22 protein-coding genes and 1 pseudogene are annotated in these 22072 nt (G+C 56.7%); 11 read left to right on the forward strand and 12 right to left on the reverse strand.

Annotation, left to right across the window (positions count from 1 at the left end; all coding sequences use genetic code 11):
* Window positions 1-19: 19 nt before the first annotated feature.
* The 7 genes from cheR (at window position 20) to CKF42_RS05750 (ending at window position 6848) form a co-directional block, all read left to right on the forward strand.
* Window positions 20-892, forward strand: a complete 873-nt coding sequence (gene cheR, locus CKF42_RS05720) for a protein-glutamate O-methyltransferase CheR (RefSeq protein ID WP_009089677.1) — start codon at window positions 20-22, stop codon at window positions 890-892.
* Window positions 892-1941 (forward strand): chemotaxis response regulator protein-glutamate methylesterase, encoded by a 1050-nt coding sequence (locus CKF42_RS05725; RefSeq protein WP_009089678.1) that lies wholly within the window; start codon window positions 892-894, stop codon window positions 1939-1941. Before cheR ends, CKF42_RS05725 begins: the two co-directional genes overlap by 1 nt.
* Window positions 1942-1980: 39 nt before the next feature.
* Window positions 1981-2370: a chemotaxis response regulator CheY gene (gene cheY / locus CKF42_RS05730; RefSeq protein WP_003849158.1), complete on the forward strand. Its 390-nt coding sequence runs from the start codon at window positions 1981-1983 to the stop codon at window positions 2368-2370.
* A gap of 9 nt (window positions 2371-2379) precedes the next feature.
* Window positions 2380-3021 carry a protein phosphatase CheZ gene (gene cheZ / locus CKF42_RS05735; protein WP_009089682.1) on the forward strand — a complete coding sequence of 214 codons (642 nt, stop codon included), beginning with the start codon at window positions 2380-2382 and terminating at the stop codon, window positions 3019-3021.
* A gap of 191 nt (window positions 3022-3212) precedes the next feature.
* Window positions 3213-4364 carry a flagellar biosynthesis protein FlhB gene (gene flhB, locus CKF42_RS05740; protein ID WP_009089683.1) on the forward strand — a complete coding sequence of 384 codons (1152 nt, stop codon included), beginning with the start codon at window positions 3213-3215 and terminating at the stop codon, window positions 4362-4364.
* The gene (gene flhA, locus CKF42_RS05745; RefSeq protein WP_111207741.1) at window positions 4357-6456 is read left to right on the forward strand and encodes a flagellar biosynthesis protein FlhA; all 2100 of its coding nucleotides are present in this window, start codon (window positions 4357-4359) and stop codon (window positions 6454-6456) included. Before flhB ends, flhA begins: the two co-directional genes overlap by 8 nt.
* Window positions 6456-6848 carry a flagellar protein FlhE gene (locus CKF42_RS05750; protein WP_009089686.1) on the forward strand — a complete coding sequence of 131 codons (393 nt, stop codon included), beginning with the start codon at window positions 6456-6458 and terminating at the stop codon, window positions 6846-6848. The genes flhA and CKF42_RS05750 overlap by 1 nt, the downstream gene beginning before the upstream one ends.
* A 130-nt stretch (window positions 6849-6978) precedes the next feature.
* Here CKF42_RS05750 and CKF42_RS05755 read toward each other — a convergent pair whose 3' ends face one another.
* The 6 genes from CKF42_RS05755 to CKF42_RS21435 all read right to left on the reverse strand — a co-directional run bounded on the left by CKF42_RS05755 (window position 6979) and on the right by CKF42_RS21435 (window position 12081).
* The gene (locus CKF42_RS05755; protein WP_046102057.1) at window positions 6979-7311 is read right to left on the reverse strand and encodes a HigA family addiction module antitoxin; all 333 of its coding nucleotides are present in this window, start codon (window positions 7309-7311) and stop codon (window positions 6979-6981) included.
* A gap of 84 nt (window positions 7312-7395) precedes the next feature.
* Window positions 7396-7731: a type II toxin-antitoxin system RelE/ParE family toxin gene (locus tag CKF42_RS05760; protein ID WP_111207742.1), complete on the reverse strand. Its 336-nt coding sequence runs from the start codon at window positions 7729-7731 to the stop codon at window positions 7396-7398.
* A gap of 51 nt (window positions 7732-7782) precedes the next feature.
* Complete coding sequence (locus CKF42_RS05765) at window positions 7783-8781, reverse strand: aldo/keto reductase (protein WP_111207743.1); 999 nt, start codon at window positions 8779-8781, stop codon at window positions 7783-7785.
* Window positions 8782-9015: 234 nt separating this feature from the next.
* Window positions 9016-9933 carry a LysR substrate-binding domain-containing protein gene (locus CKF42_RS05770; protein ID WP_111207744.1) on the reverse strand — a complete coding sequence of 306 codons (918 nt, stop codon included), beginning with the start codon at window positions 9931-9933 and terminating at the stop codon, window positions 9016-9018.
* A gap of 83 nt (window positions 9934-10016) precedes the next feature.
* Window positions 10017-11747, reverse strand: coding sequence for an arginine--tRNA ligase (gene argS, locus CKF42_RS05775; protein ID WP_111207745.1), 1731 nt, complete (start codon window positions 11745-11747; stop codon window positions 10017-10019).
* Window positions 11748-11958: 211 nt separating this feature from the next.
* A complete protein-coding gene (locus CKF42_RS21435) occupies window positions 11959-12081 on the reverse strand; it encodes a hypothetical protein (RefSeq protein ID WP_009089698.1) in 123 nt (40 codons plus the stop codon).
* 313 nt (window positions 12082-12394) lie between these two features.
* Here CKF42_RS21435 and CKF42_RS05780 point away from each other — a divergent pair, with 313 nt between their 5' ends.
* Complete coding sequence (locus CKF42_RS05780; RefSeq protein ID WP_111207746.1) at window positions 12395-12955, forward strand: VOC family protein; 561 nt, start codon at window positions 12395-12397, stop codon at window positions 12953-12955.
* On the opposite strand, the gene CKF42_RS05785 is transcribed toward CKF42_RS05780, so the two are convergent.
* Window positions 12952-14097, reverse strand: a complete 1146-nt coding sequence (locus CKF42_RS05785) for a MalY/PatB family protein (protein ID WP_111207747.1) — start codon at window positions 14095-14097, stop codon at window positions 12952-12954. The two genes, CKF42_RS05780 and CKF42_RS05785, sit on opposite strands and share 4 nt — an antisense overlap.
* Before the next feature lie 85 nt (window positions 14098-14182).
* Here CKF42_RS05785 and cutC point away from each other — a divergent pair, with 85 nt between their 5' ends.
* Window positions 14183-14935: a copper homeostasis protein CutC gene (cutC, locus tag CKF42_RS05790; RefSeq protein ID WP_111207748.1), complete on the forward strand. Its 753-nt coding sequence runs from the start codon at window positions 14183-14185 to the stop codon at window positions 14933-14935.
* Window positions 14936-15603: 668 nt separating this feature from the next.
* Here the strand turns inward: cutC and CKF42_RS05800 are convergent.
* Window positions 15604-16601 (reverse strand): annotated as a pseudogene (locus tag CKF42_RS05800) (hypothetical protein).
* Between the two features lie 527 nt (window positions 16602-17128).
* On the opposite strand from CKF42_RS05800, the gene CKF42_RS05805 reads away from it, so the two are divergent.
* On the forward strand, window positions 17129-17977 hold the full coding sequence (locus CKF42_RS05805; protein WP_111207750.1) for a hypothetical protein: 849 nt from the start codon (window positions 17129-17131) through the stop codon (window positions 17975-17977).
* A gap of 30 nt (window positions 17978-18007) precedes the next feature.
* Here CKF42_RS05805 and CKF42_RS05810 read toward each other — a convergent pair whose 3' ends face one another.
* The gene (locus tag CKF42_RS05810) at window positions 18008-19105 is read right to left on the reverse strand and encodes a glycerol dehydrogenase (protein ID WP_111207751.1); all 1098 of its coding nucleotides are present in this window, start codon (window positions 19103-19105) and stop codon (window positions 18008-18010) included.
* 145 nt (window positions 19106-19250) lie between these two features.
* Here CKF42_RS05810 and CKF42_RS05815 point away from each other — a divergent pair, with 145 nt between their 5' ends.
* Window positions 19251-19874: a LysE family translocator gene (locus CKF42_RS05815; RefSeq protein ID WP_111207752.1), complete on the forward strand. Its 624-nt coding sequence runs from the start codon at window positions 19251-19253 to the stop codon at window positions 19872-19874.
* A gap of 4 nt (window positions 19875-19878) precedes the next feature.
* On the opposite strand, the gene cmoB is transcribed toward CKF42_RS05815, so the two are convergent.
* The 3 genes from cmoB to CKF42_RS05830 form a co-directional block, all read right to left on the reverse strand.
* Entirely contained in the window at window positions 19879-20847 is a 969-nt protein-coding gene (cmoB, locus tag CKF42_RS05820; RefSeq protein ID WP_058957334.1) for a tRNA 5-methoxyuridine(34)/uridine 5-oxyacetic acid(34) synthase CmoB, read from the reverse strand.
* The gene (gene cmoA, locus CKF42_RS05825) at window positions 20844-21572 is read right to left on the reverse strand and encodes a carboxy-S-adenosyl-L-methionine synthase CmoA (protein WP_009089712.1); all 729 of its coding nucleotides are present in this window, start codon (window positions 21570-21572) and stop codon (window positions 20844-20846) included. The genes cmoB and cmoA overlap by 4 nt, the downstream gene beginning before the upstream one ends.
* 81 nt (window positions 21573-21653) lie before the next feature.
* On the reverse strand, window positions 21654-22049 hold the full coding sequence (locus CKF42_RS05830) for an MAPEG family protein (RefSeq protein WP_111207753.1): 396 nt from the start codon (window positions 22047-22049) through the stop codon (window positions 21654-21656).
* Between the last annotated feature and the right edge of the window lie 23 nt (window positions 22050-22072).

The following is a 22072-nucleotide window of genomic DNA, read 5'->3' on the forward strand; positions in this document are numbered from 1 at the left end:
GTTCGGGCCAGGTGCAGAGATGAAAAAATCGACGATATTAGATCAAAATGAGACGACAACGCTGCTGTCACAGATGGTGCAGCGCCTGCCGCTCTCCGATGCGCATTTTCGCCGTATCAGCCAGCTGATCTATCAGCGTGCCGGTATCGTACTGGCCGATCACAAGCGTGAGATGGTTTACAACCGCCTGGTTCGTCGTCTGCGCACGCTGAACATCGACGATTTCGGTCGCTACCTGGCGCTGCTGGAGTCCGACCCGAACAGTGCCGAGTGGCAGGCGTTTATTAACGCCCTGACGACCAACCTGACCGCATTCTTCCGCGAAGCGCATCACTTCCCGATTCTGGCGGAGCATGCACGTAAGCGTCAGGGCAATTTCAGCGTCTGGAGCACCGCAGCGTCAACCGGCGAAGAACCCTATTCGATCGCCATGACGCTGGCCGAAACGCTGGGGACCGGACCCGGCAAATTTCAGGTTCACGCCAGCGATATCGATACCCAGGTACTGGAAAAAGCGGTCTCCGGCGTCTATCGCCAGGAGGAGCTGCGCACGCTGTCACCGGCGCAGATGCAGCGCTTCTTCCTGCGCGGAACCGGGCCGCATGCGGGCATGGTGCGGGCGCGCCCTGAGCTCAGTGGCCTGGTCACGTTCGCCCAGCTTAACCTGCTGGCTAACGAGTGGGCGCTGCCCGGGCCGTTCGACGCCATTTTCTGTCGCAATGTGATGATCTATTTCGATAAAGAGACGCAGGAGAAGATTCTGCGTCGGTTTGTCCCGCTGCTGAAGCCGGGCGGCATTCTGTTCGCCGGTCACTCAGAGAACTTCAGTCAGATCAGTAAAGAGTTCTGGCTGCGCGGACAAACCGTCTATGGACTGACGAAGGAAAGATGATGAGCAAAATCACCGTGATGTGCGTAGATGACTCTGCGCTGATGCGGCAACTGATGACGGAAATCATCAACAGTCATCCGGATATGGAGATGGTCGCTACGGCGCCGGATCCGCTGGTCGCCCGCGATTTGATTAAGCAGTTCAATCCGCAGGTGCTGACGCTGGATGTGGAAATGCCGCGCATGGATGGCCTCGATTTCCTGGAAAAACTGATGCGGTTACGGCCGATGCCGGTCGTGATGGTCTCCTCGCTGACCGGAAAAGGCTCTGAGATTACGCTGCGGGCGCTGGAACTGGGGGCGGTCGATTTCGTCACCAAGCCCCAGCTCGGCATCCGCGAAGGGATGCTGGCTTACAGCCAGATGATTGGCGACAAGATCCGCGCCGCGGCCCGTGCCCGTCTGCATAACCGCGCCGCTATGCCGGCCCCGGTGACGCTGAAAGCAGGGCCGCTGCTGAGTAGTGAGAAACTGATTGCGATTGGCTCCTCTACCGGCGGCACCGAGGCGATCCGTCATGTGCTGCAGCCGTTACCGGCGACCAGCCCGGCATTGCTGATTACCCAGCACATGCCGCCAGGCTTTACCCGCTCCTTTGCCGAGCGTCTGAACAAGCTGTGTCAGATCACGGTGAAAGAGGCGGAAGATGGCGAGCGTATTCTGCCGGGTCACGCCTATATCGCGCCAGGCGCGATGCATATGGAGCTGGCCCGAAGCGGTGCCAACTATGTTGTGAAGCTCAATGACGGCCCGCCGGTTAACCGGCACAAACCGTCGGTGGATGTGCTGTTCAAATCGGTGGCGATCAACGCCGGACGAAATGCGGTGGGGGTGATCCTCACCGGCATGGGCAACGACGGCGCCGCCGGGATGCTGGAGATGAACCGGGCGGGAGCCTGGACCATCGCCCAGAGCGAGGCCAGCTGTGTGGTATTTGGCATGCCGCGTGAGGCAATTGCCACAGGCGGTGTGAATGAAGTCGTGGATTTAAGCAACATCAGCCAGCACATGCTGGCGAAAATTAGCGCCGGACAGGCATTGCGTATTTAACAGGCCCGTCCTGCCGGGCGAGACAACTCAGGAGTAGATATGGCTGATAAAAACATGCGCTTTTTGGTAGTAGACGACTTCAATACGATGCGTCGTATTGTCCGTAACCTGCTGAAAGAGCTGGGCTTCAATAACGTAGAAGAAGCAGAAGATGGTGTGGATGCCCTTGGCAAACTGAAAGCAGGCGGTTTCGACTTCGTCATTTCTGACTGGAACATGCCAAACATGGATGGCCTGCAGCTGCTGCAGACCATTCGTGCCGACGCGGCGATGAGCACGCTGCCGGTGTTGATGGTGACCGCAGAAGCGAAGAAAGAGAACATTATCGCTGCTGCTCAGGCAGGCGCCAGCGGATATGTGGTGAAGCCTTTCACCGCCGCTACCCTGGAAGAGAAGCTGGGTAAAATTTTTGAAAAACTGGGCATGTAAGGAGATGTGATGAGCGACCTTCCGAAACCAACTATGGATGCCTCGGCACACGACATCATCAGTCGCATCGGGTCTCTGACCCGCATGCTGCGCGACAGCCTGCGCGAGCTGGGGCTGGATAAAGCCATCGCCGATGCCGCTGAAGCTATTCCTGATGCCCGCGACCGTCTGGATTACGTGGTGCAGATGACGGCGCAGGCCGCCGACCGTGCGCTGAACTGTGTTGAAGCAGCTCAGCCACATCAGGATAAAATGGAAGCCGGGGCAACTCAGCTGAAAGGGCGTTGGGATGAGTGGTTTGAGAACCCGATTGAACTGGGTGATGCGCGGGAGTTGGTGACGGATACGCGCGCATTCCTCGACGCTGTGCCAGAGCATACCTCCTTCACCAACAAACAGCTGCTGGCCATCATGATGGCGCAGGATTTCCAGGATCTGACCGGTCAGGTAATCAAGCGCATGATGGATGTGATCCAGGAGATTGAGCGCCAGCTGTTGATGGTGCTGCTGGAGAACATGCCGGAAGTCAGCGCAGAGAAGCGCCAGGAGGGCACCAGCCTGCTGAACGGGCCGCAGATCCACGCCGATGCACCGGGCGTGGTGGCGAACCAGGATCAGGTTGATGACCTGCTGGACAGCTTAGGGTTCTGACCCGATGTTGTCCGCCTGCGGGCGGGCAACAGCGCTGTACTCCCCTGAAACAGGGTCACCCTCCGGTGGCCCCGTTCCCCATTGCCAGATTCATCCCCGAAAGAACGCCCTTTTTCCCCATCTTATCTCCGCTTTGACTTAAGCCAGATTTGGCATCCTATGCTCAGAATTCCTGCCAGCTGAGGTTTGTCGTGGCTGAAGAAAGCGACGAAGACAAAACAGAATCGCCCACGGCCCACCGACTTGAGAAAGCGCGTGAAGAGGGCCAGATTCCGCGTTCGCGCGAACTGACGTCATTACTGATGCTGCTGGCCGGCATCATGATCCTGTGGGTAGGCGGCAACATGATGGCGCACCGGCTGGCTGCGATGGTCGCCACCGGCCTCCGCTTTGATCATGGCATGGTCAGAGATGACAAAATCATTGTCAGCCACATCGGCGGACTGATCACGCAGGCGCTGATGGCGCTGCTGCCCCTGATGGGCGGGCTGGTGCTGGTGGCGATTGCCGCCCCCATGCTGCTGGGCGGTATCGTGTTCAGTGGCAAATCGATCAAGTTCGACCTGAAAAAACTGAGTCCGATGGCCGGTTTCAAGCGAATGTTTGCCGCTCAGGCCTGGACTGAACTGTTTAAAGGCGTGCTGAAAACCATTCTCGTCGGTGCCGTGGGCTGGTGGTACATCTGGAGCCACTGGCCGGAGATGCTGCGGCTGATCAGCGAAGCCCCGGTCACCGCGCTGATCCACGGCATGGAGATGATCGCCGTCTGCTGTTCGCTGGTGATGCTGGGGCTGGTGCCGATGGTGGGGTATGACGTCTTCTGGCAGCTCTACAGCCACTTCAAAAAGCTGAAGATGTCGATGCAGGAGATCCGCGACGAGCATAAGCAGCAGGAGGGTGACCCGCACGTTAAGGGGCGTATCCGCCAGCAGATGCGCGCCGCCGCGCGCCGCCGCATGATGGCGGATGTGCCGAAAGCTGACGTTATCGTCACCAACCCGACGCACTACTCGGTGGCGCTGCAGTACAACGAGAAGAAGATGAGTGCGCCAAAAGTCGTCGCCAAAGGCGCAGGCGAGATAGCCCTGAGAATCCGCGAACTGGGCGCGGAGCACCGCATCCCGGTTCTGGAAGCACCGCCGCTGGCGCGTGCCTTGTATCGACACACTGAGATTGGTCAGCACATCCCCGGCGCGCTTTATGCTGCCGTGGCAGAGGTACTGGCATGGGTCTGGCAGTCACGCCGCTGGAAGCGTGAAGGCGGCCTGATCCCAGCCAAACCAAAAAACCTGCCGGTTCCGGCAGAGATGGACTTTGCAGGAGAGAGCAAAAACGATGGCTAACAACCTGGCCGCAAAACTACGTTTACCGGGCAACTTTAAAGAGATGCAGTGGCAGGTGCTGGCAGGTCCGGTGCTGATCCTGATGATCCTGTCGATGATGGTGCTGCCTTTACCGCCATTCATCCTCGATCTGCTGTTTACCTTTAACATTGCGCTGTCAATCATGATCCTGCTGGTGTCGATGTTCACCCAGCGGACCCTGGAGTTTGCGGCATTCCCGACCATCCTGCTCTTCTCTACGCTGCTGCGCCTGGCGCTCAACGTCGCGTCGACCCGTATCATCCTGATGGAAGGACACACGGGGGCCGCGGCGGCGGGGCAGGTGGTGGAAGCGTTCGGCCACTTCCTGGTGGGCGGAAACTTCGCCATCGGTATTGTGGTGTTTATCATCCTCGTCATCATCAACTTCATGGTTATCACCAAGGGTGCCGGGCGTATCGCGGAAGTTGGCGCGCGCTTTGTGCTGGACGGGATGCCCGGTAAGCAGATGGCAATCGATGCCGACCTCAACGCCGGTCTGATCGGCGAAGATGAGGCCAAGCGTCGCCGTGCGGAAGTGACCCAGGAAGCGGACTTTTATGGCTCGATGGACGGTGCCAGTAAGTTCGTTCGCGGGGATGCCATCGCAGGCATCATGATCATGGTGATTAACGTCATCGGCGGCCTGCTGGTCGGCGTGGTGCAGCACGGTATGGATGTGGGTCATGCCGCAGAAACCTATACCCTGCTGACCATCGGTGATGGTCTGGTCGCTCAGATCCCGGCGCTGGTTATCTCCACCGCGGCCGGTGTTATCGTGACGCGCGTCGCCACCGATCAGGATGTGGGCGAGCAGATGGTCACCCAGCTGTTCAAAGATCCGCGCGTGCTGATGCTCAGCGCCGGGGTGATCGGTCTGCTGGGCCTGGTGCCGGGCATGCCTAACTTTGTCTTCCTGCTGTTTACCGCGGCCTTACTGGGTCTGGCCTGGTGGCTGCGTGGCCGCGAAATGCAGCCGAAGAAGAAAGTGGACAGTGCAGGCAGCATCAGTAACAAAGCGGCGGCGGACACGCCTGCCGCCACGGAAGCCTCCTGGACCGATGTGCAGCTGGAAGACACGCTGGGCATGGAAGTAGGCTACCGCCTGATTCCGATGGTCGATCATCAGCAAAATGGCGAGCTGCTGGGGCGTATCCGCAGTATCCGTAAGAAGGTCGCTCAGGATGTGGGTTTTCTGCCGCCGGTCGTGCACATTCGCGACAATATGGAGCTGCCGCCTGCACGCTACCGCATTCTGATGAAAGGGGTGGAGATTGGCAGCGGGGATGCGTACCCTGGCCGCTGGATGGCGATCAACCCAGGCACGGCGGCTGGCTCGCTGCCGGGTGAAGCCACGGTCGATCCCGCCTTTGGCCTGGCGGCGGTCTGGATTGACAGCGCGCTGAAAGAGCAGGCGCAGATTCAGGGCTTTACCGTAGTGGAAGCCAGTACCGTCGTCGCGACCCACCTGAATCACCTGATTGGTCAGTACGCCAGCGAGCTGTTTGGTCGTCAGGAAGCGCAGCAGTTGCTGGATCGGGTGACGCAGGAGATGCCGAAGCTGACCGAAGATCTGGTGCCGGGTGTAATCACGCTGACGACGCTGCATAAAGTGTTGCAGAACCTGCTGGTTGAGCGGGTGTCGATTCGCGATATGCGAACCATCATTGAAACGCTGGCGGAGCATGCGCCAGTGCAGAGCGATCCGCAGGAGCTGACCAGCGTCGTTCGTGTGGCGCTGGGCCGTGCGATTACCCAGCAGTGGTTCCCGGGTAATGATGAGGTGCAGGTAATCGGACTGGACTCGACGCTGGAACGGCTGTTGCTGCAGGCCCTGCAGGGTGGCGGCGGGCTGGAGCCGGGGCTGGCCGATCGGCTGTTAAGCCAGGCACAGGCGGCGTTGCAGCGTCAGGAGATGCTGGGCGCACCACCGGTGCTGCTGGTTAATCATCCGCTGCGTGCGCTGCTGGCGCGTTTCCTGCGCCGCAACCTGCCACAGCTGGTGGTAATTTCAAATCTGGAGCTGAGCGACAACCGCCAGATCCGTATGACCGCCACCATCGGAGGCAAATAATGCGCTGGCCAATCGCTCTGTTGTTGCTGCTGCCGCTGATGGCACAGGCGGCCGGCGGGGCCTGGAGTGGCAGTGCCAGCGGGCCACCGCTGGCAAACCGGGGCAGCTGGATGCGGTCGCAGCCGCTGACGCCCCCCACCGGTGTGGGCGGTGAGGTCAGCGTAATCAGCTGGCGTTATGAGCTGAGCCGGCCGGCGCCTTCCGGCCTGGAGGTGCGGCTCTGCGGCGTGCAGCGCTGCGCAACGCTGGAGGGGGCCAGCGGGGTGACGCGCGGGCTGGCCCATCTGAGTGCCGATGAACCGCTGCATATGGTGTTTGGTTTTGCCGGCAGCGGGGCGCTGCCGCCAGGTTTGCGGGTGGTCAGCAGCGAAGTGATGGTCAACTACGAGTAGGGTGGTTACCGGAGAGCCTGAAAGAGGCCTGAGATCCGGGAGATGTGATATCAGGGCGCGCTGAGCGCGGCCCTGGGATTCGTCGAAAGATTTGCCTGTAAACGCGCCGTCAGCACGACGTTCTTCACTTTCATGCCACCTGATTCTCTTTCTGCGCCAGAAACGTCTTCAGCGGGGTTACGCGACTGATCTCCTCCTGAGCGCGTGCATCGTGCATCACTTCCCAGACATCAACACTGTTCTGCAGGTTAAGCCAAAACTCCACACTGGTCTCAAAGGCCGCAGCCAGTCTGAAAGCCATATCCGGTGTCAGCTTCCTGTTATTGTTCACCAGAGCGCTGACGGTGTTACGGTGTACCTTCAGCATCTCTGCTAAATCAAGGATTTTCAGGCCAGCTGGCTCCAGGTATTCGTAAAGTAACACGTCGCCAACAGTGGTCGGTTTTCGGGTCGCCTGATTCATATCGTTGCTCTCTTCATCTCTTTCAGCGTCTGATAATGCTGCCGGCAGGGTGGCAGCGTCCGACATCAGGATGTCTGGTGATTATCATTTGTGTTTTTTGTAGCTATGCGGGTCCAGATAGAGATCAACAGCCTTACCGTCGATCCATTTGAAAATCAGCCGGTATTGCTCATTGACTCTGATTGCTGCATATCCTTTCAGGGGTGGGTTCAGCTCCTCATAACGATTGCCTGGTGGTGATCTCAGATCCTGATAATTTACCGCGGCATTAATAATATCGAGCTTTCTGGCCAGGGCTGATGAGAGTGTCATCGGGATTTTTCCGGAATGTTTCCTATATAAAAAAAAGTCCCTGAGCCATTCATCCCTGAAACTGTCGATGTTCCTTAACGTTGCCACATCATGACCTCCCTGTATCATGTTGAAATCAGCTTAGCGCACCGTTGCACAGTGCGCAAGTGCTAATCAGGGTCAGCCATTTACCCCCTTCATTCCCTCTTCAGAGTAGCGGCCACCTTTGACTTCGATCTGCTGATGCAGGCCATTCAGCAGCCGGACATCGGCCTCTTCCAGTTCAATCTCTGCGGCCCCGGCATTTTCATGAAGCCAGACGAGCAGCTTCGTGCCCGGGATCGGCACCACTTTTTCATACTGAGCCAGTAACCACGCCAGCGCAATCTGCCCGCTGGTGGCGTGATATTTCTCAGCCAGCGGCGCAATCGCGTTAAGAAGGCAGAGATTGTGGTCGAGATTTTGTTGCTGGAAGCGGTCATTATTTTTGCGGAAGTCGCCTTCAGTAAAATCGCTGTTGTTACGGTATTTACCGGTAAGAAAACCTCTGCCCAGCGGCGAGTAGGGCACCAGTCCGATGCCGAGCTGTTTCACCATTGGCAGGATCGCCGCCTCAATGTCCCGCGTCCAGAGTGAATACTCCGTCTGTAATGCCGCCAGAGGATGCACGGCATGCGCCCGCTTCAGCGTGGCGGCGGAGGCTTCGCACAATCCAATCTGTGCAATCTTGCCCTGCTGCACCAGACTGCTGAGGCACGCCATGCTCTCCTCAATCGGTGTCGCCGGACTGATACGATGCAGATAGAACAGGTCGATGCGCTCAACGCCCAGCCGTTTCAGCGACGCGTGGCAGCTGCGGATAATGTAGTCCGGCTCATTATTGATGGTGCGGGCATAGGCCTCATCCGCTGGCCGGGCGATGCCACATTTGGTGGCGACGGTAAATGTCTGCCGGTCGGCCGGGCTCAGCCCGGCAAGAAACTGACCGATCAACTGCTCGTTGTGGCCGCGGCCATAGAGATCGGCGGTGTCGATAAAGGTGATGCCGGTTTCGCGTAGCTGGTTAAGCAGCTGCAGTGAGTAGCGGTCGTCGGTCTGACCATAAAATTCGCTCAGCCCCATTGCGCCATAACCGATCGCGCTGACCTCCATCCCCTGAGATAACGTACGTGTTTTCATTGTCTCTCCTCGTGAGTGAGCCGCCATTATTTCACTCACGCCGATAGCCATGAATTGCTATTCCGGCAATGCCATTAAGGTATCAGTCAGGTGAATAAATAAGCGGAGAAGCTGCGGCGGAAATTATTAATTGCACATTGGAAAAGGGCGGGGGTGGGTAATTAACGCTTCGTTCTGAGGGCGGCGTAAATATATTTTCTCCGATGAAGTGCGGCTATTTTTTAACGGAATGGGTTAGCTTTGAGAGGATATTTTTTCCAGCGCTGCGAGAACCGCCTCGTTTTTTTCATCGGCACGGATAGCGGCATACACATCAATGGCCAGGTGCCGGGCTGCGCGTTCGCTCAGCGGCCGGTAGCAGAGTCCGGCCTGATTAAAGGTACATTTTGACCGGGGCATCAGGGCGAAACCCTTGCCTCTGGCGATATGGGACAGCATCAGCAGTGAATCTTCCGGCTCCCGCTGCCGTTTCAGCGCTACGCGGAGCGTGGCGAAGTAGCGCTCACATTTGTCGTAGAACAGCGGATTGGCACTGCGCGCAAACCAGAACAGGGGCAGGTCAGCCACGGCCTCAGGCGAAACCTGTTCCGCCCGGGCGGCAGGATGGGAGGCGGGCAGGACGACCAGCAGCGGCTCGCGGTAAACCCAGGCGTAGTGGACGGCCTCATCAGCCTCCGCGCCTTTTTCTCCGGTGAGGATTAAATCGAGCGTGTTACGGGCCAGGTTCTGCAGCAGCTGCGCGGAGGTCAGGCTGGGCATCTCCATCTCTTCACTGGCATGAAGTGCCATGAGCTGCTGGTTAAGCGGCGTGATAGCTTCAAAGTTCAGCGTTCGGGTTACGCCGATACGCAGGCGCGAGGCAACAGGGCCCGCATCCTGGGTTAAGGCTTCGAGGGCGATGAGGATCGCTTCCGCTTTAGCAACCAGGGCCTGCCCGGCTTCGGTGAGCGTCACCTCGTGGGGCGTCCGGCTGAAGAGGGGCTGCCCCAGCAGATCTTCCAGACTCTGAATCTGGCGGGTCAGGGGAGGCTGCGTCATTCTCAGGCGTTCGGCGGCCCGACGAAAGTTAAGCTCATGCGCGACCGCCAGAAAGCATTGCAACTGCTTTACCGCAGGAAGATGACGGCTGATGAGATGCGCTGCTACAGACATGAGGTCGTTCTGCCACTCAGAGAAGGGGGAATAAGGCAGGCGGGGTCAGCGACGGAGAGGGAAGGCCCTCTCCGTCGCGACGATTACATGCGCTCGACTGTGTCGATGCCCAGCGTATCCAGACCCTGCTTCAGCGTCTTCGCAGTCAGCGCAGCCAGCTGCAGCCGGCTCAGGCGGGTTGACTCTGATTCTGCCGTCAGGATCGGGCAGTGCTCGTAGAAGCCGGAGAAAAGACCGGCCAGATCGTAGAGATAGGCACACATCACATGGGGAGTGCCGTCACGGGCAACCTGAGTGATGATCTCTTCGAACTGCAGCAGGCGGGTCGCCAACTGGGCTTCGCGCTCTTCGCTGATGACAATCTCTGCATCCAGCGAATCGGCATCAATACCCGCCTTGCGGAACACCGAGAGTACGCGGGTGTAGGCATACTGCATGTAGGGCGCCGTGTTACCCTCGAAGGCCAGCATGTTGTCCCAGTCGAAGATGTAGTCGGTGGTGCGGCTCTTTGAAAGGTCAGCATATTTCACCGCGCTGATCCCGACCACTTCCGCCAGCGTTTTGACTTCCGCTTCGCTCATCTCCGGGTTCTTCTCGCGCACCAGCGTGTAAGCACGCTGATAAGCTTCATCCAGAAGGTCGGAAAGCTTGATGGTGCCACCGCTGCGGGTTTTGAACGGACGGCCATCTTTGCCCAGCATCATGCCAAAGGCATGGTGTTCGAGCGGCACCGACTCCGGAACATAACCGGCTTTACGCACGATAGTCCAGGCCTGCACCAGGTGCTGATGCTGACGGGAGTCAATGTAGTAAAGAACACGGTCAGCTTTCAGGGTCTCATAACGATATTTCGCACAGGCGATATCGGTCGTGGTGTAGAGGTAGCCACCATCCTTCTTCTGGATGATGACGCCCATCGGCTCACCTTCTTTGTTCTGGAACTCATCCAGGAACACCACGGTCGCGCCTTCACTCTCGACGGCTAACCCTTTCTGCTTCAGGTCAGCCACGATGCCAGGCAGCATATCGTTGTAAAGACTCTCACCCATCACATCGTCGCGGGTCAGGGTGACGTTCATGCGGTCATAAATCTTCTGGTTCTGACTCATCGTGATGTCGACCAGCTTCTTCCACATCTCACGGCAGTAAGGATCGCCACCCTGTAATTTCACCACGTAGCTGCGTGCGCGCTCGGCAAACTCAGGATCTTCGTCATAGGTGCGCTTGGCTTCACGGTAGAAGGCTTCGAGATCGGCCAGCGCCATCTCTGCGTGGTTCTCGTTCTGCTGCTTTTCCAGGAACGCGATCAGCATGCCGAACTGAGTGCCCCAGTCGCCGACGTGGTTCGCACGGATCACCTGATGGCCGAGAAACTCCAGCGTACGAACGGCGGCATCACCAATGATGGTGGAACGGACGTGGCCCACGTGCATCTCTTTGGCGACGTTAGGCGCAGAGTAGTCGACTACGATCGTCTGAGGCTCAGCCAGCTGCACGCCCAGACGCGGCAGACTCAGGGCTTCACGGGCATGCTTCGCCAGCCAGGCGTGGTCAAGGAAAATATTGATGAAGCCCGGTCCGGCGATTTCGACTTTGCTGGCGATGCCGGTCAGGTCGAGATGCTGGATCACCGCTTCCGCTAATTGTCGCGGAGCCTGTCCCAGCTTTTTCGCCACGGCCATAATACCGTTGGCCTGATAGTCTCCAAACTGGACCCTGGCGGACTGACGAACCTGCGGTTCGCAATCGGCGGGTGCGCCGGCTAAAACCATTGCCTGACTGACTTTTGCGGAAAGAAGTGCCTGAATATTCACCGAGTTACCTTCATAAGCTGAACAACGCCCGAGCCTGCTAAGCCGGACTGTCATCATCTTGCCTGACAGCATCGCGTCACGGACGGGCAGAAACGGATGAGGCAGACAAAACGGAAAAAAATGAGGGGGAAAGTATACGTGAAATGTCAGTGTGCGTCAGTAGCTGGATGAAGCGGGGAAACAGAGCCAGAGAAGATGTTTCCCGGAGGCATTAACGACGTCTCAGATGACGGCGGGGGTTCTTAACGCTTTTGTCTTCACGCACCTTCCAGTGGCGGGAAATTGCAAATCCCATCAGTGCGATCAGGACAGCGACAACGATGAGCATAGACATAGAGCCATTCCTTTTGGTTGTGTTAGGACAAATTTATAGGAAGGCAGGGAGAGCTGCAATTGATCGTCGCCGAAATGAGAGTTATCTTATTGTATTAAAGAACTCTAATTAAATCACTTGCTTAATATGCATTCATCAAGGAACTCATGGTCCTAAACAGGAGATAAATCCGAAATGAAAGATGTTATTATGCGGTTTTGCGTTAAATTTCCGGTCAAATAAGATGAATCTTATCATTTAATACGCTTAACTCCCGGCGCACAATAAAGCAGACTGGTCATAAATGTTAAATAAAGAGAGAGGAATGAGGGTTGTGAAGCATACTTTTCCGGCAGAATTGGATGATTTAAAGTCAGATTTAGAGCGTTTTGAAGAATCGTTGCAAAACTTTGCGCAGCGCCTGGGTTTGTCTCTTTGCGATCACGAAATCGACCATATCGCGGTGCGCTGTCATCAGGACACCACGGCGGCACGCTGGCAGAAGGGTCTGCAGCAGATAGGCACTGAATTTTCCTCCGCCGTCATCAATGGGCGACCAATTTGTCTGTTTAAGCTCGATCAACCCTTCACCGTGGCAGGGTGTCAGATTGATGTGGTGGAACTGCCGTGGCCGGGTGAAAAGCGCTATCGCCATGAAGGCTGGGAACACGTTGAGGTCGTGTTACGCGGCGATCCTGAGTCGCTGGGCATGCGCGCAATGGCCTTACTCTCTGACGCGGCACTGACGCAGCCGGGCATCTCGTTTAAAACCAGCGCGCCGAAGGGAGAGAATGAGCGTCTGCCCAATCCGACGCTGGCGGTGACGGATGGACAGACGACAATCAAGTTTCATCCGTGGCGACTGGAAGAGATTGTCGCCAGCGAGCAGAACTAAATCCGGGCGGCGACCGCGCGTTTCAGGCGGGCGACCGCCTCGTCAAGCAGCGCGCGCGTGCAGCCGAAATTGAGCCGGACAAACTGGTCATTGCCAAATTCCCGGCCTGCGGTTAAGCCCAGACCGTGTTTTTCGAAGTAGAGCGCCGGGCTGGCGACGCCCAGTTCGCTGGCGTCGATCCAGGCCAGGTAGGTTGCTTCCGGCGCGGCGAGTGACAGGCCGGTCATTTTATTGACCTGCGACACCAGCCAGTCGCGGTTGCTGCGCAGGTAGAGGTTCTGCGCGTCCAGCCAGGATTCACCCTCGCGCCACGCCGCCGCCGCTGCCGTAATCGCCAGAATATCGACGTCAGGCACAATGCCGCGCCGCAACCGCGTAAAGCGCGCGCGCAGTTCGGGATTCGGAATAATGGCGATGGATGCGCCAAGCCCGGCAATATTAAAGGTTTTGGACGGCGACATCAGGGTTACACTGCGCTGCGCGGCGTCTTCGCTCAGGCTGGCAAACGGGATGTGCTGAACACCCGGCTCCAGCAGCAGATCGCTGTGGATCTCGTCAGAGCAGACAATCAAATCGTGCTTCTGCGCAAAGGCGAGCTGCGCCAGCAGTTCATCCCGACGATAGACGGTGCCGCCCGGATTCTGCGGATTGCAGAGCATTAACAGCCGCTCGCTGCCCGTCATCTCACCCTCGGCTGCCGTCAGATCCAGCAGCCAGCGTCCCGCGTTCAGGGTCAGCGGCAGATTCAGCTGAGCACGCTCCGCCAGCTTTGACGCCCCGCGAAACGGGGGATAAATCGGGGTCGGCGCTATCGTGCGTTCGTCTGAGGCCGTAAAGGCACGGACAGCCAGGTTCAGCCCGCTCACCACGCCGGGCAGTACCACAATCCACTCCGGATTTACGTGCCACTGATAGCGTGAGGCAAGCCAGGCGATCGCGCTGTCGATAAACTCAACGGGCGTGTCGCCGTAACCAAAAATCCCATGTTCGGCACGGGCTTTTATCGCGTTGATGATGCAATCCGGCGATCGGAAATCGGTATCCGCGACCCACAACGGCAGAATGTCCTGGTCCGCATATTTGTTCCATTTGAGACTATCGCTGTGACGGCGGTCTATCCGTTGGTCGAAATTGAATGTCATAGTTAACTTTCCCGGTAAACTCATTCCAGCAGCCAGACTAACTGATGAATCTGCCTTGAACCAGAGTCATGTAAAGGAGAAGAGAATGACCACACTGGAAATTTGCTGCTATGGCGTGGACTGCGCCGTGACCGCACAACAGGCGGGTGCCGATCGGGTTGAACTCTGTGCCGCCCCGCGCGAAGGCGGTCTGACCCCGTCTGCGGGGATGCTGAAGGCGGCCCGTCAGGCGGTTTCGATTCCGGTTCATCCTATTGTCCGGCCACGCGGGGGCGATTTTTGTTACACCGCACGTGAATTTGAAGCGATGAAATCGGATGTGACGCTGATCCGTGAACTCGGTTTCCCGGGGCTGGTGATTGGTATGCTGGATGAAGATGCCCATATTCATCAGGGGCAGATGCGTCAGATTATGGCGCTGTGTGACGGCCTGAGCGTCACCTTTCATCGGGCCTTCGATCTCTGTCACAGCCCTAAGCGCGCCCTGGAAACATTAACCGATCTGGGAGTGGCACGGATTCTGACCTCCGGGCAGCAGCAGAGCGCCGAAAACGGAATTGCATTACTCAGGGAACTTAATGAGACCAGCACGGGTCCTACTATTATGGCGGGTGCCGGGGTACGTCTCAGCAACCTGCAAAAGTTTCTCGATATGGGCATTCGCGAAGTTCACAGCTCGGCCAGCCGCCTGATGGCCTCGCCGATGCGCTACCGCAAAGCGGGTGTTTCCATGTGTTCAGAAGCCGAAACCGACGAGTTCAGCCGCTACTGTGTCGACGGCGATGTGGTTGAGGCGATGAAAAGCGTGATGCAGATGAGCAGCGTCCGGGTCGCCTGAGCTACAACAGATTTTGCCGCGCAGCACGCCGATCATTGACGTGGTGTTTGCAAGTACCAAACCCCAGTATGCTTGCTGGGGTTCTTTTTGTCTGAAATTAAGGTTTAGGATCAAATCAGCGTCGGCTCAGGTTTTGTAAAAGCCTGAGGTTTCTTTAAACCGCACTACCTGTCTCTGACTGAATAGTCTGTACAAGTAAGGCCAGGACTATGCATTACGCGTACGAATTTCTGGCTCTCTTTGCGTCTGATAAAGGCGGATTTCAAAATTGTGTGATGATAGCTTTCACTAAAGAAATTATTAAAAAAACGGCATACAAAAACAGCGATAAGAGTGAAAGGTAATAGTAATTATCAATCCATCCAGTGAGGTTGTAGTTCATGCCTTTCAGATGCTCGGTAATAGCGACGTGTTGTCTGGGCTGAAAAATGACCTTTTTTCCTTTTCTGAGTCTTGAGAAGAAATAGGACATGCCAAACGACCCCAAAAAACCCATAGACCCATAAAACCTGTAAAGGGGTGGTAATTCAAACCTGGCATCATGGTAAAAAGATAACAAAGATTCATATTTCTCTTTGTTAATGGAAAAGATCACGAACTGTATAATGGTAATAAAGAAAGGCACAAGGGCACAGCCCATAGCGAGATAAAAAAGCCTATTTTCCATATTATTGTAACCACATATCCATAAAATAATCGTTTACTGCACTTGCAGCGGTCCCGCCGACTAGCGAACCCACTGCAGCACAGGCAACCCCCCGGCACCAGCGGTAACTATACCTACTGCAAAGCAAACGCCCATACCAGCAGATGCACCCAGTGTGCCTCCAGCCATGCCAGAAAATGTACCACTGGCAAATTTAGCGTATTCCTTAAATGCTATCTTACTGCATTCACCTTCTCGCCCAATCTTGCAGGCATTAGCGACTTCGTTTGTGGTTCCTAAAAAGGCAAAGCCTATTCCGATATATCCTCCGGATTTTAGGAATCGCGCCGCTCTGGCTGCATTGCCTACATAGAATGAATAACCGGGAATGCCGCCCAGGCCCACCGTTGACCACTCATGCACGATTGAACGACTGGAAAGATTTAAGGCTCGCTTCAGATTTTCGTACTGTCGGAACTTAACGACAGAACGTGATAGTGATTTTAACAGTGGCTTATTGACCAGTTCTCTAAGCTGGTTTAGCAACTGATTACGCTCGAGGAAAAACTGCTGGCTGATGAGCGTTCCCTGCGAACGGAACTGATTCTGATAACTGGCCTCAATTTTCGTCAAAGTTTGCTCAATGGCTCTGAAGTATCTTTCACCGGCATCGCCTGCTGTGCTGAAAATCTTATCTCCCGCGCCAGTCAAAGCGGCAATCAGACCGTAATGCTTTTGCAGAAAACTGGCATCGTCACCATCAATCCCTGTAAAGGCGTTATTGGTCTTGTCTTTCGCCTGCCTGAGTGAATGCAACATTTGCAGGGTGATTTGAGCGGGTGTCTCTGGATCAGCGACAATCAGAATCTGCCCAGGCTTAAGATAGCGGGTATCTGCATTAAGTTTCATAAACAGGCTGACTGCTGGAGATTGAACGTCCCTGAACAATTCTCGCGCCTGGTATTCCAGTGTTCCGGGCCTCTCCACAACACAATATCCGGGGGCAATATTACGCGCCATGATTCCTTTCTCCGTTCGTTATAAACCCGACATGATGAGTAATACAGACAGACGGCAGTACCGGTATGGATAAAAAGCTGGGGTAAATATAAATAATTCCGTTAAGCAACGCAAAAGTGTTGAGCCCTGCCAGAGGCGATTCTAGCGACAGCCTGAAAATAACTGTCTGACGGTTTTCAGCCCAATACTTGCTATCCAGTTTGATACGGAATGGCTCCCTCGCTTTCCCTGCTGAATCCGGACGAGGAAAATACGTGCCGCCGCTTCAGCGTGTTTTCATATCCCTTAAAGCCGATCAGCCGGGTAGACCACCCGCACAATGCGCAGCTGTCGTTCAGATAAATTATTCACTGCCATCCGGGACTTTTACCGCAGAGACCCACGCAAACCGCCGCGCTATCCGTTACGCTTAGATCACCGCACCGCTTCAGGCATAACTCCTGGCGGCAGCTTCAATTCGTCACCGATTGCCGCTGTTTTTCACGGCAGGGTTTACACTTACAGCAACGTTGCCCGGAACTGACCCTATGAATCGCAATCAGAGTGCCGCTCTCATCCAGTTGCTGACTGCGCTGTGCAGTGGCAGCGTGGCGGCCAGCGCATGCCGGCCGCAGAGCACAACCATCACCAACAGCAATAACCTGATTCTGCTCGGCGGCAATGCCAAAGGCGCAGTGAAGCAGGTGATTGCGGGGGAATTTGGTAAGGATGTGAATTCTCAAAAGCGGGTGCTGGGCCAGTTTGACGCCTGCGGCGACCTGACCGTGGCTGACGTCAGCTATGACAAAAATGAGCGCAACGTTATCCTCAGTATGGAGCAGCACATTGCCAGAGTGCAGGGCGGCTGGGTGGCGGAATATGCCTGGATGGTGAAAGTGCTGAAAGAGGGCAAGGAAGTCGTGGTCGACAACAGACAGGGGACGATTAACTGGCAGAAAGGGGAGCATGGCAATATCACCAGCGCCTCTGACAAATTTATTAGCATGGGAAAAAGCGGTTTTACCGACACGACCTATCGCTATGATCGCCAGTTGCGCCTGGAGAAGAGCGTGGCGCGCGGCAGCGACCCGACGACCAACGGCGAGTTTCACTATCACTGGAATCCAAAGGGACTGGTGACACGCACCACTTCCGCCCGCAGCACGGACAACTACACCTACGATCCGCAATGGCGTGAAGTGCGTCTGAACGGCACGGCCAGCACGCCGCTGAGCACGATCCGCTCGGTGGACGAGTGCCAGTCATGGGATGAGGTCGGTAACTGCACCCTGAGCTACCTGCATGAGACCGAAATCTTCACGCGCGGCACCATCGAACGCCACCTCAGTTCTGCCTATAAATATGAGTACTGGGATCAGCCTGCGGCGGAGGAGTAACGGGCGATCGGATCATCGCCCGTTGGCGGCTTATTTCACTGTCTGACTAAAGGCATCCAGCGCCAGCAGGGCGTTGGCAATATCTTCCGGTGACAGATGAGGATTCAGATTTTTTAGCGTATCCCCCTCACTGTTGGCCAGAGCGCCCACTTTCACCAGATTCTCCCAGCTTTCATTTTCAAGATGCATCTCCCGGAGCGTGGTCGGCATGTTGATAGAGCGATAGAAACGGATGTAGCGCGCAATTTCCTCGTCCGGACGCTGCTCCAGCACCATCTGCGTCAGTGTGCCATAGGCAACTTTTTCGCCGTGGGTCAGATGATGAATGTCACCATCAATGGCGGTAAAACCATTGTGAATGGCATGAGCGGCTGCCAGCCCGCCGTTTTCAAAGCCCAGGCCTGAGAGCAGCGTATTCGCCTCAACCACCGCTTCCACGGCGGGCGTGACCCGTTTTTCGCTCACGGCGATATAGGCGCTGTAACCCCACTTGAGCAGTGTTTCTTCGCAGGCACGGGCAATCGCCAGTCCGGCAAGGGTCGGATCGCCATTGACCATGGATTTCGCATGGGAACGCGCCACGGCCTGCGCTTCAACCCAGGTGGCCAGCCCATCGGCAATGCCAGAGGCAAAGAGTCGCGCAGGCGCACTGGCGCAGACAGCCGTATCCACCAGCACCAAATCAGGGTTTTTGCTGTAGAAGCGATAGCTCTCAAATACGCCACTGTCAGAGTAGATGACCGACAGGGCGCTGCAGGGGGCATCGGTAGAGGCAATGGTCGGCACGATGGCTACCGGCTGCTGAAGTTCGTCCGCTACCGCCTTAACCGTGTCCAGCGTTTTGCCGCCACCCAGCCCGACAATCACGTTACAACCCTGGCGCTTCGCCAGCGCACTGAGACGGGTGATCTCATTGCTGGACGCCTCGCCGTTAAATTGCTTCCAGCTGAATTTCACTCCCGCGGACTGCAACGTCTGTTGCGTCCGTTCACCAATCAGCTTCCAGACAACCTCATCCGCCACCAGAAAAGCCTGATCGCCCAGTTCAGTCAGCAACGTTCCCAGCTCGTCCAGTACACCTGCGCCCTGCACATATTTACGGGGTGATGAAAAAATAAATTTACTCATAATCACGTCTCCTTAATATGAATAGCCCGACCCGATCCAGCCTGGCACAATCCGCCCGGCATGGCAGGTGATCCCGCGCATTACGCTGTCAGGGCTGTTAAGCTGCCTGAACACCCCTTACCGGGCGAAACAACGGAGAATCATTATGAGCGCCACGCTCTTTTCATTTCTGTTTGCGATAACCATTCTGACGCTCACGCCTGGGTTTGACACCGCGCTGGTGCTGCGAACGGCCATTGCGCAGGGCTGGCAGCGCGCCTGGGCGACAGCGCTGGGTGTGACGCTGGGTTGTCTGCTCTGGGGGATCGCCGTCGGGCTGGGGCTGGGGGCGCTGCTGATGGCGTCTGAGATTGCCTATAACCTGCTGAAATGGCTCGGCGCGGCCTGGCTCTGCTATCTGGGCGTCAGGTTGCTGGTCACCCCGCGCCAGCAGTCGCCTGCTGTAGCTCAGCCCGCGGTTCGCCAGCAGGGCTATCTGGCCTGCTTCAGTCGGGGATTGATGGGCAACCTGCTGAATCCAAAAGTGGGGGTCTTTTACGTCACCTTTCTGCCTCAGTTCATCCCGGCCGGAGCGTCAGTGGCGCTCTGGTGCAGCCTGATGGCGCTGGCTCACATGCTGCTGGGGCTGGTCTGGAATGCGGCGCTGATTGGCGGCAGCCACTTTTTCGCCGGTCATCTGCAAAAACCTGCGGTGCTGAAGGTGATGGATCGTTTGACCGGCTGCGTGTTTATTGGATTTGCGGCGAAACTGGCCTTGTCCCGCCGCTGAGACGTCAGGGTTTGGTGGCGACCAGCACGGCACGCAGGGGAGCGGGGTAGCCCTCAATCGTTTTGCTGGCGTCATCGGGGTCGAGAAACTCTGCCAGGGATTCGCTGGTCATCCAGTCGGTCCGGCGCTGCTCTTCCGTGGTGGTGCGGGCAAAATCAACGATCCGCACATCCACAAACCCGCTTTTCTCCAGCCAGCTCTTCAGGGCCTCGGCTGACGGAATAAAGAAGACGTTGCGCATCTGGGCATAGCGCTCGCCGGGCACCAGAACCTGATTCACATCGCCCTCAATCACCAGCGTTTCCAGCACCAGTTCGCCGCCGCTGACCAGCTGGTTTTTGAGCTGTAACAGGTGATCCAGCGGGGAGCGACGATGATAGAGCACGCCCATAGAGAAGACGGTATCAAACGCCTGCAGTGCCGGTAACTGCTCGATCCCCAGCGGCAGCATGTGCGCCCGGCGATCGTCATTGAGCAGCTTGCGGACGGCTTCAAACTGCACCAGGAAGAGCTGCATCGGATCGATGCCGACCACCAGATGCGCACCGGCACCAATCATGCGCCACATGTGATAGCCGCTGCCACAGCCCACATCCAGCACGGTGCGGCCCGCCAGGGGGGAGATGTGTGGCAACACGCGCTCCCACTTCCAGTCAGATCGCCACTCGGTGTTGATGTGCGTGCCATAGAGGGAGTAAGGCCCTTTGCGCCACGGCATCAGGTTACGCAGTAATTTTTCAATGCCCTGACGATGGCGATCGCTGATGTCATCACGGTCGGCGGTGACGCTGTGCAGCAGGTCCAGCTTCTGGGGCGCGAGCAGCGGCAGATACTCCAGCGACTTGTACCAGTCGCGGAAGTGACCGTGCAGGTTTTCCCGCTGCCATTCGCTGATTTGAGCCGGTAATACTTCCAGCCACTTCGCCAGCGGGCCTACCGCAATTTGCTGATAAAAACGGCCAAAGTCGATCATTTCAACGCCACCAGTGAACCAAAATTAAAGCACTGGAACCAGAGTTCGGCGTGCGGGAAACCAGCCTGCTTCAGGCGGGCTTTGTGGGCTTCAACGCTGTCGGTCAGCATCACGTTTTCCAGCATGCTGCGCTTCTGGCTGATTTCCAGTTCGCTGTACCCGTTGGCGCGCTTGAAGTCGTGATGCATGTTAAATAACAGCTCACCGACTTCCGCATCTTCAAAACTGAACTTCTCAGACAGCACCAGCGCGCCACCCGGTTTCAGTCCCTGCCAGATTTTCGTCAGCAGCGCCAGGCGCGCAGGCGGCTCCAGAAACTGTAACGTGAAGTTGAGCACCACCAGCGAGGCGTTTTCAATCTCAATATCGCGGATATCCGCTTCCAGCACCGTCACCGGCGTATCGGCGCGGAAGGCATCCAGATGACGACGGCAGCGCTCCACCATCGCGGGCGAGTTATCCACCGCGATGATCTCACAACCCGGCACATGAATGTTGCGGCGCACCGACAGGGTGGCTGCGCCCAGTGAGCAGCCCAGGTCATACACCCGGCTCTGCGGGGTAACAAAACGTTCTGCCAGCATGCCAATCATCGAAATGATGTTGGAGTAGCCAGGCACCGAGCGCTGAATCATGTCAGGAAAGACTTCAGCCACGCGCTCGTCAAAAGTCCAGTCGCCCAGTTTTGCAATGGGCGCTGAGAAGAGTTGATCGCGGTCAGACATATCGAAAATCCGAAGAGACGACGGAAAGGGCGCTATTCTGGCAGAAAGTGGGGCAGGCTGCACCCCTTAACCCCGCCCCGCTTAATGGAGCGACAGCACCAGATCCCAGGGGAGATAGATCAGGTTAAAAATAACCATGCCGCAGAGGGAAAACAGCGTCAGCATCATGCCATATTTGCGACCGGTCATTGCGCTGTTGCGTAATCCCCAGGCGTGCAGAAACCGGCCGATGAAAAACAGCAGCGCGGTGAGATGCACCATCCAGATATCCGCGCCGTTCATCTCCATCACGACCAGCAGCAGCAGCGCCAGGGGAATGGTTTCAATGGCGTTACCGTGAATGCGAATCGCCATTTTCAGGTCGTGATAGCCGCCGTCGCCATACGCCACGCGATAAAAACGGCGGAAACGCACGACGTCCAGCGTGAATTTCATGATCAGTAAGGCACTCAGTACCACGTATAACGCGCTTATCATTGTCACTCCGGTACGCATTCAGA

Origin of the sequence: Pantoea sp. ARC270, assembly GCF_003236725.1 — a bacterium.
Taxonomy (GTDB): domain Bacteria; phylum Pseudomonadota; class Gammaproteobacteria; order Enterobacterales; family Enterobacteriaceae; genus Pantoea; species Pantoea anthophila.

Bases quoted from the DNA above. Each gene is read 5' to 3' on its own strand.
- cheR (WP_009089677.1), top strand. From the start codon at position 20: ATGAAAAAATCGACGATATTAGATCAAAATGAGACGACAACGCTGCTG.
- CKF42_RS05725 (WP_009089678.1), top strand. From the start codon at position 892: ATGAGCAAAATCACCGTGATGTGCGTAGATGACTCTGCGCTGATGCGG.
- cheY (WP_003849158.1), top strand. From the start codon at position 1,981: ATGGCTGATAAAAACATGCGCTTTTTGGTAGTAGACGACTTCAATACG.
- cheZ (WP_009089682.1), top strand. From the start codon at position 2,380: ATGAGCGACCTTCCGAAACCAACTATGGATGCCTCGGCACACGACATC.
- flhA (WP_111207741.1), top strand. From the start codon at position 4,357: ATGGCTAACAACCTGGCCGCAAAACTACGTTTACCGGGCAACTTTAAA.
- CKF42_RS05750 (WP_009089686.1), top strand. From the start codon at position 6,456: ATGCGCTGGCCAATCGCTCTGTTGTTGCTGCTGCCGCTGATGGCACAG.
- CKF42_RS05755 (WP_046102057.1), bottom strand. From the start codon at position 7,311: ATGAATCAGGCGACCCGAAAACCGACCACTGTTGGCGACGTGTTACTT.
- CKF42_RS05760 (WP_111207742.1), bottom strand. From the start codon at position 7,731: ATGATACAGGGAGGTCATGATGTGGCAACGTTAAGGAACATCGACAGT.
- CKF42_RS05765 (WP_111207743.1), bottom strand. From the start codon at position 8,781: ATGAAAACACGTACGTTATCTCAGGGGATGGAGGTCAGCGCGATCGGT.
- CKF42_RS05770 (WP_111207744.1), bottom strand. From the start codon at position 9,933: ATGTCTGTAGCAGCGCATCTCATCAGCCGTCATCTTCCTGCGGTAAAG.
- CKF42_RS21435 (WP_009089698.1), bottom strand. From the start codon at position 12,081: ATGTCTATGCTCATCGTTGTCGCTGTCCTGATCGCACTGATGGGATTT.
- CKF42_RS05785 (WP_111207747.1), bottom strand. From the start codon at position 14,097: ATGACATTCAATTTCGACCAACGGATAGACCGCCGTCACAGCGATAGT.
- cutC (WP_111207748.1), top strand. From the start codon at position 14,183: ATGACCACACTGGAAATTTGCTGCTATGGCGTGGACTGCGCCGTGACC.
- CKF42_RS05805 (WP_111207750.1), top strand. From the start codon at position 17,129: ATGAATCGCAATCAGAGTGCCGCTCTCATCCAGTTGCTGACTGCGCTG.
- CKF42_RS05810 (WP_111207751.1), bottom strand. From the start codon at position 19,105: ATGAGTAAATTTATTTTTTCATCACCCCGTAAATATGTGCAGGGCGCA.
- CKF42_RS05815 (WP_111207752.1), top strand. From the start codon at position 19,251: ATGAGCGCCACGCTCTTTTCATTTCTGTTTGCGATAACCATTCTGACG.
- cmoB (WP_058957334.1), bottom strand. From the start codon at position 20,847: ATGATCGACTTTGGCCGTTTTTATCAGCAAATTGCGGTAGGCCCGCTG.
- cmoA (WP_009089712.1), bottom strand. From the start codon at position 21,572: ATGTCTGACCGCGATCAACTCTTCTCAGCGCCCATTGCAAAACTGGGC.
- CKF42_RS05830 (WP_111207753.1), bottom strand. From the start codon at position 22,049: ATGATAAGCGCGTTATACGTGGTACTGAGTGCCTTACTGATCATGAAA.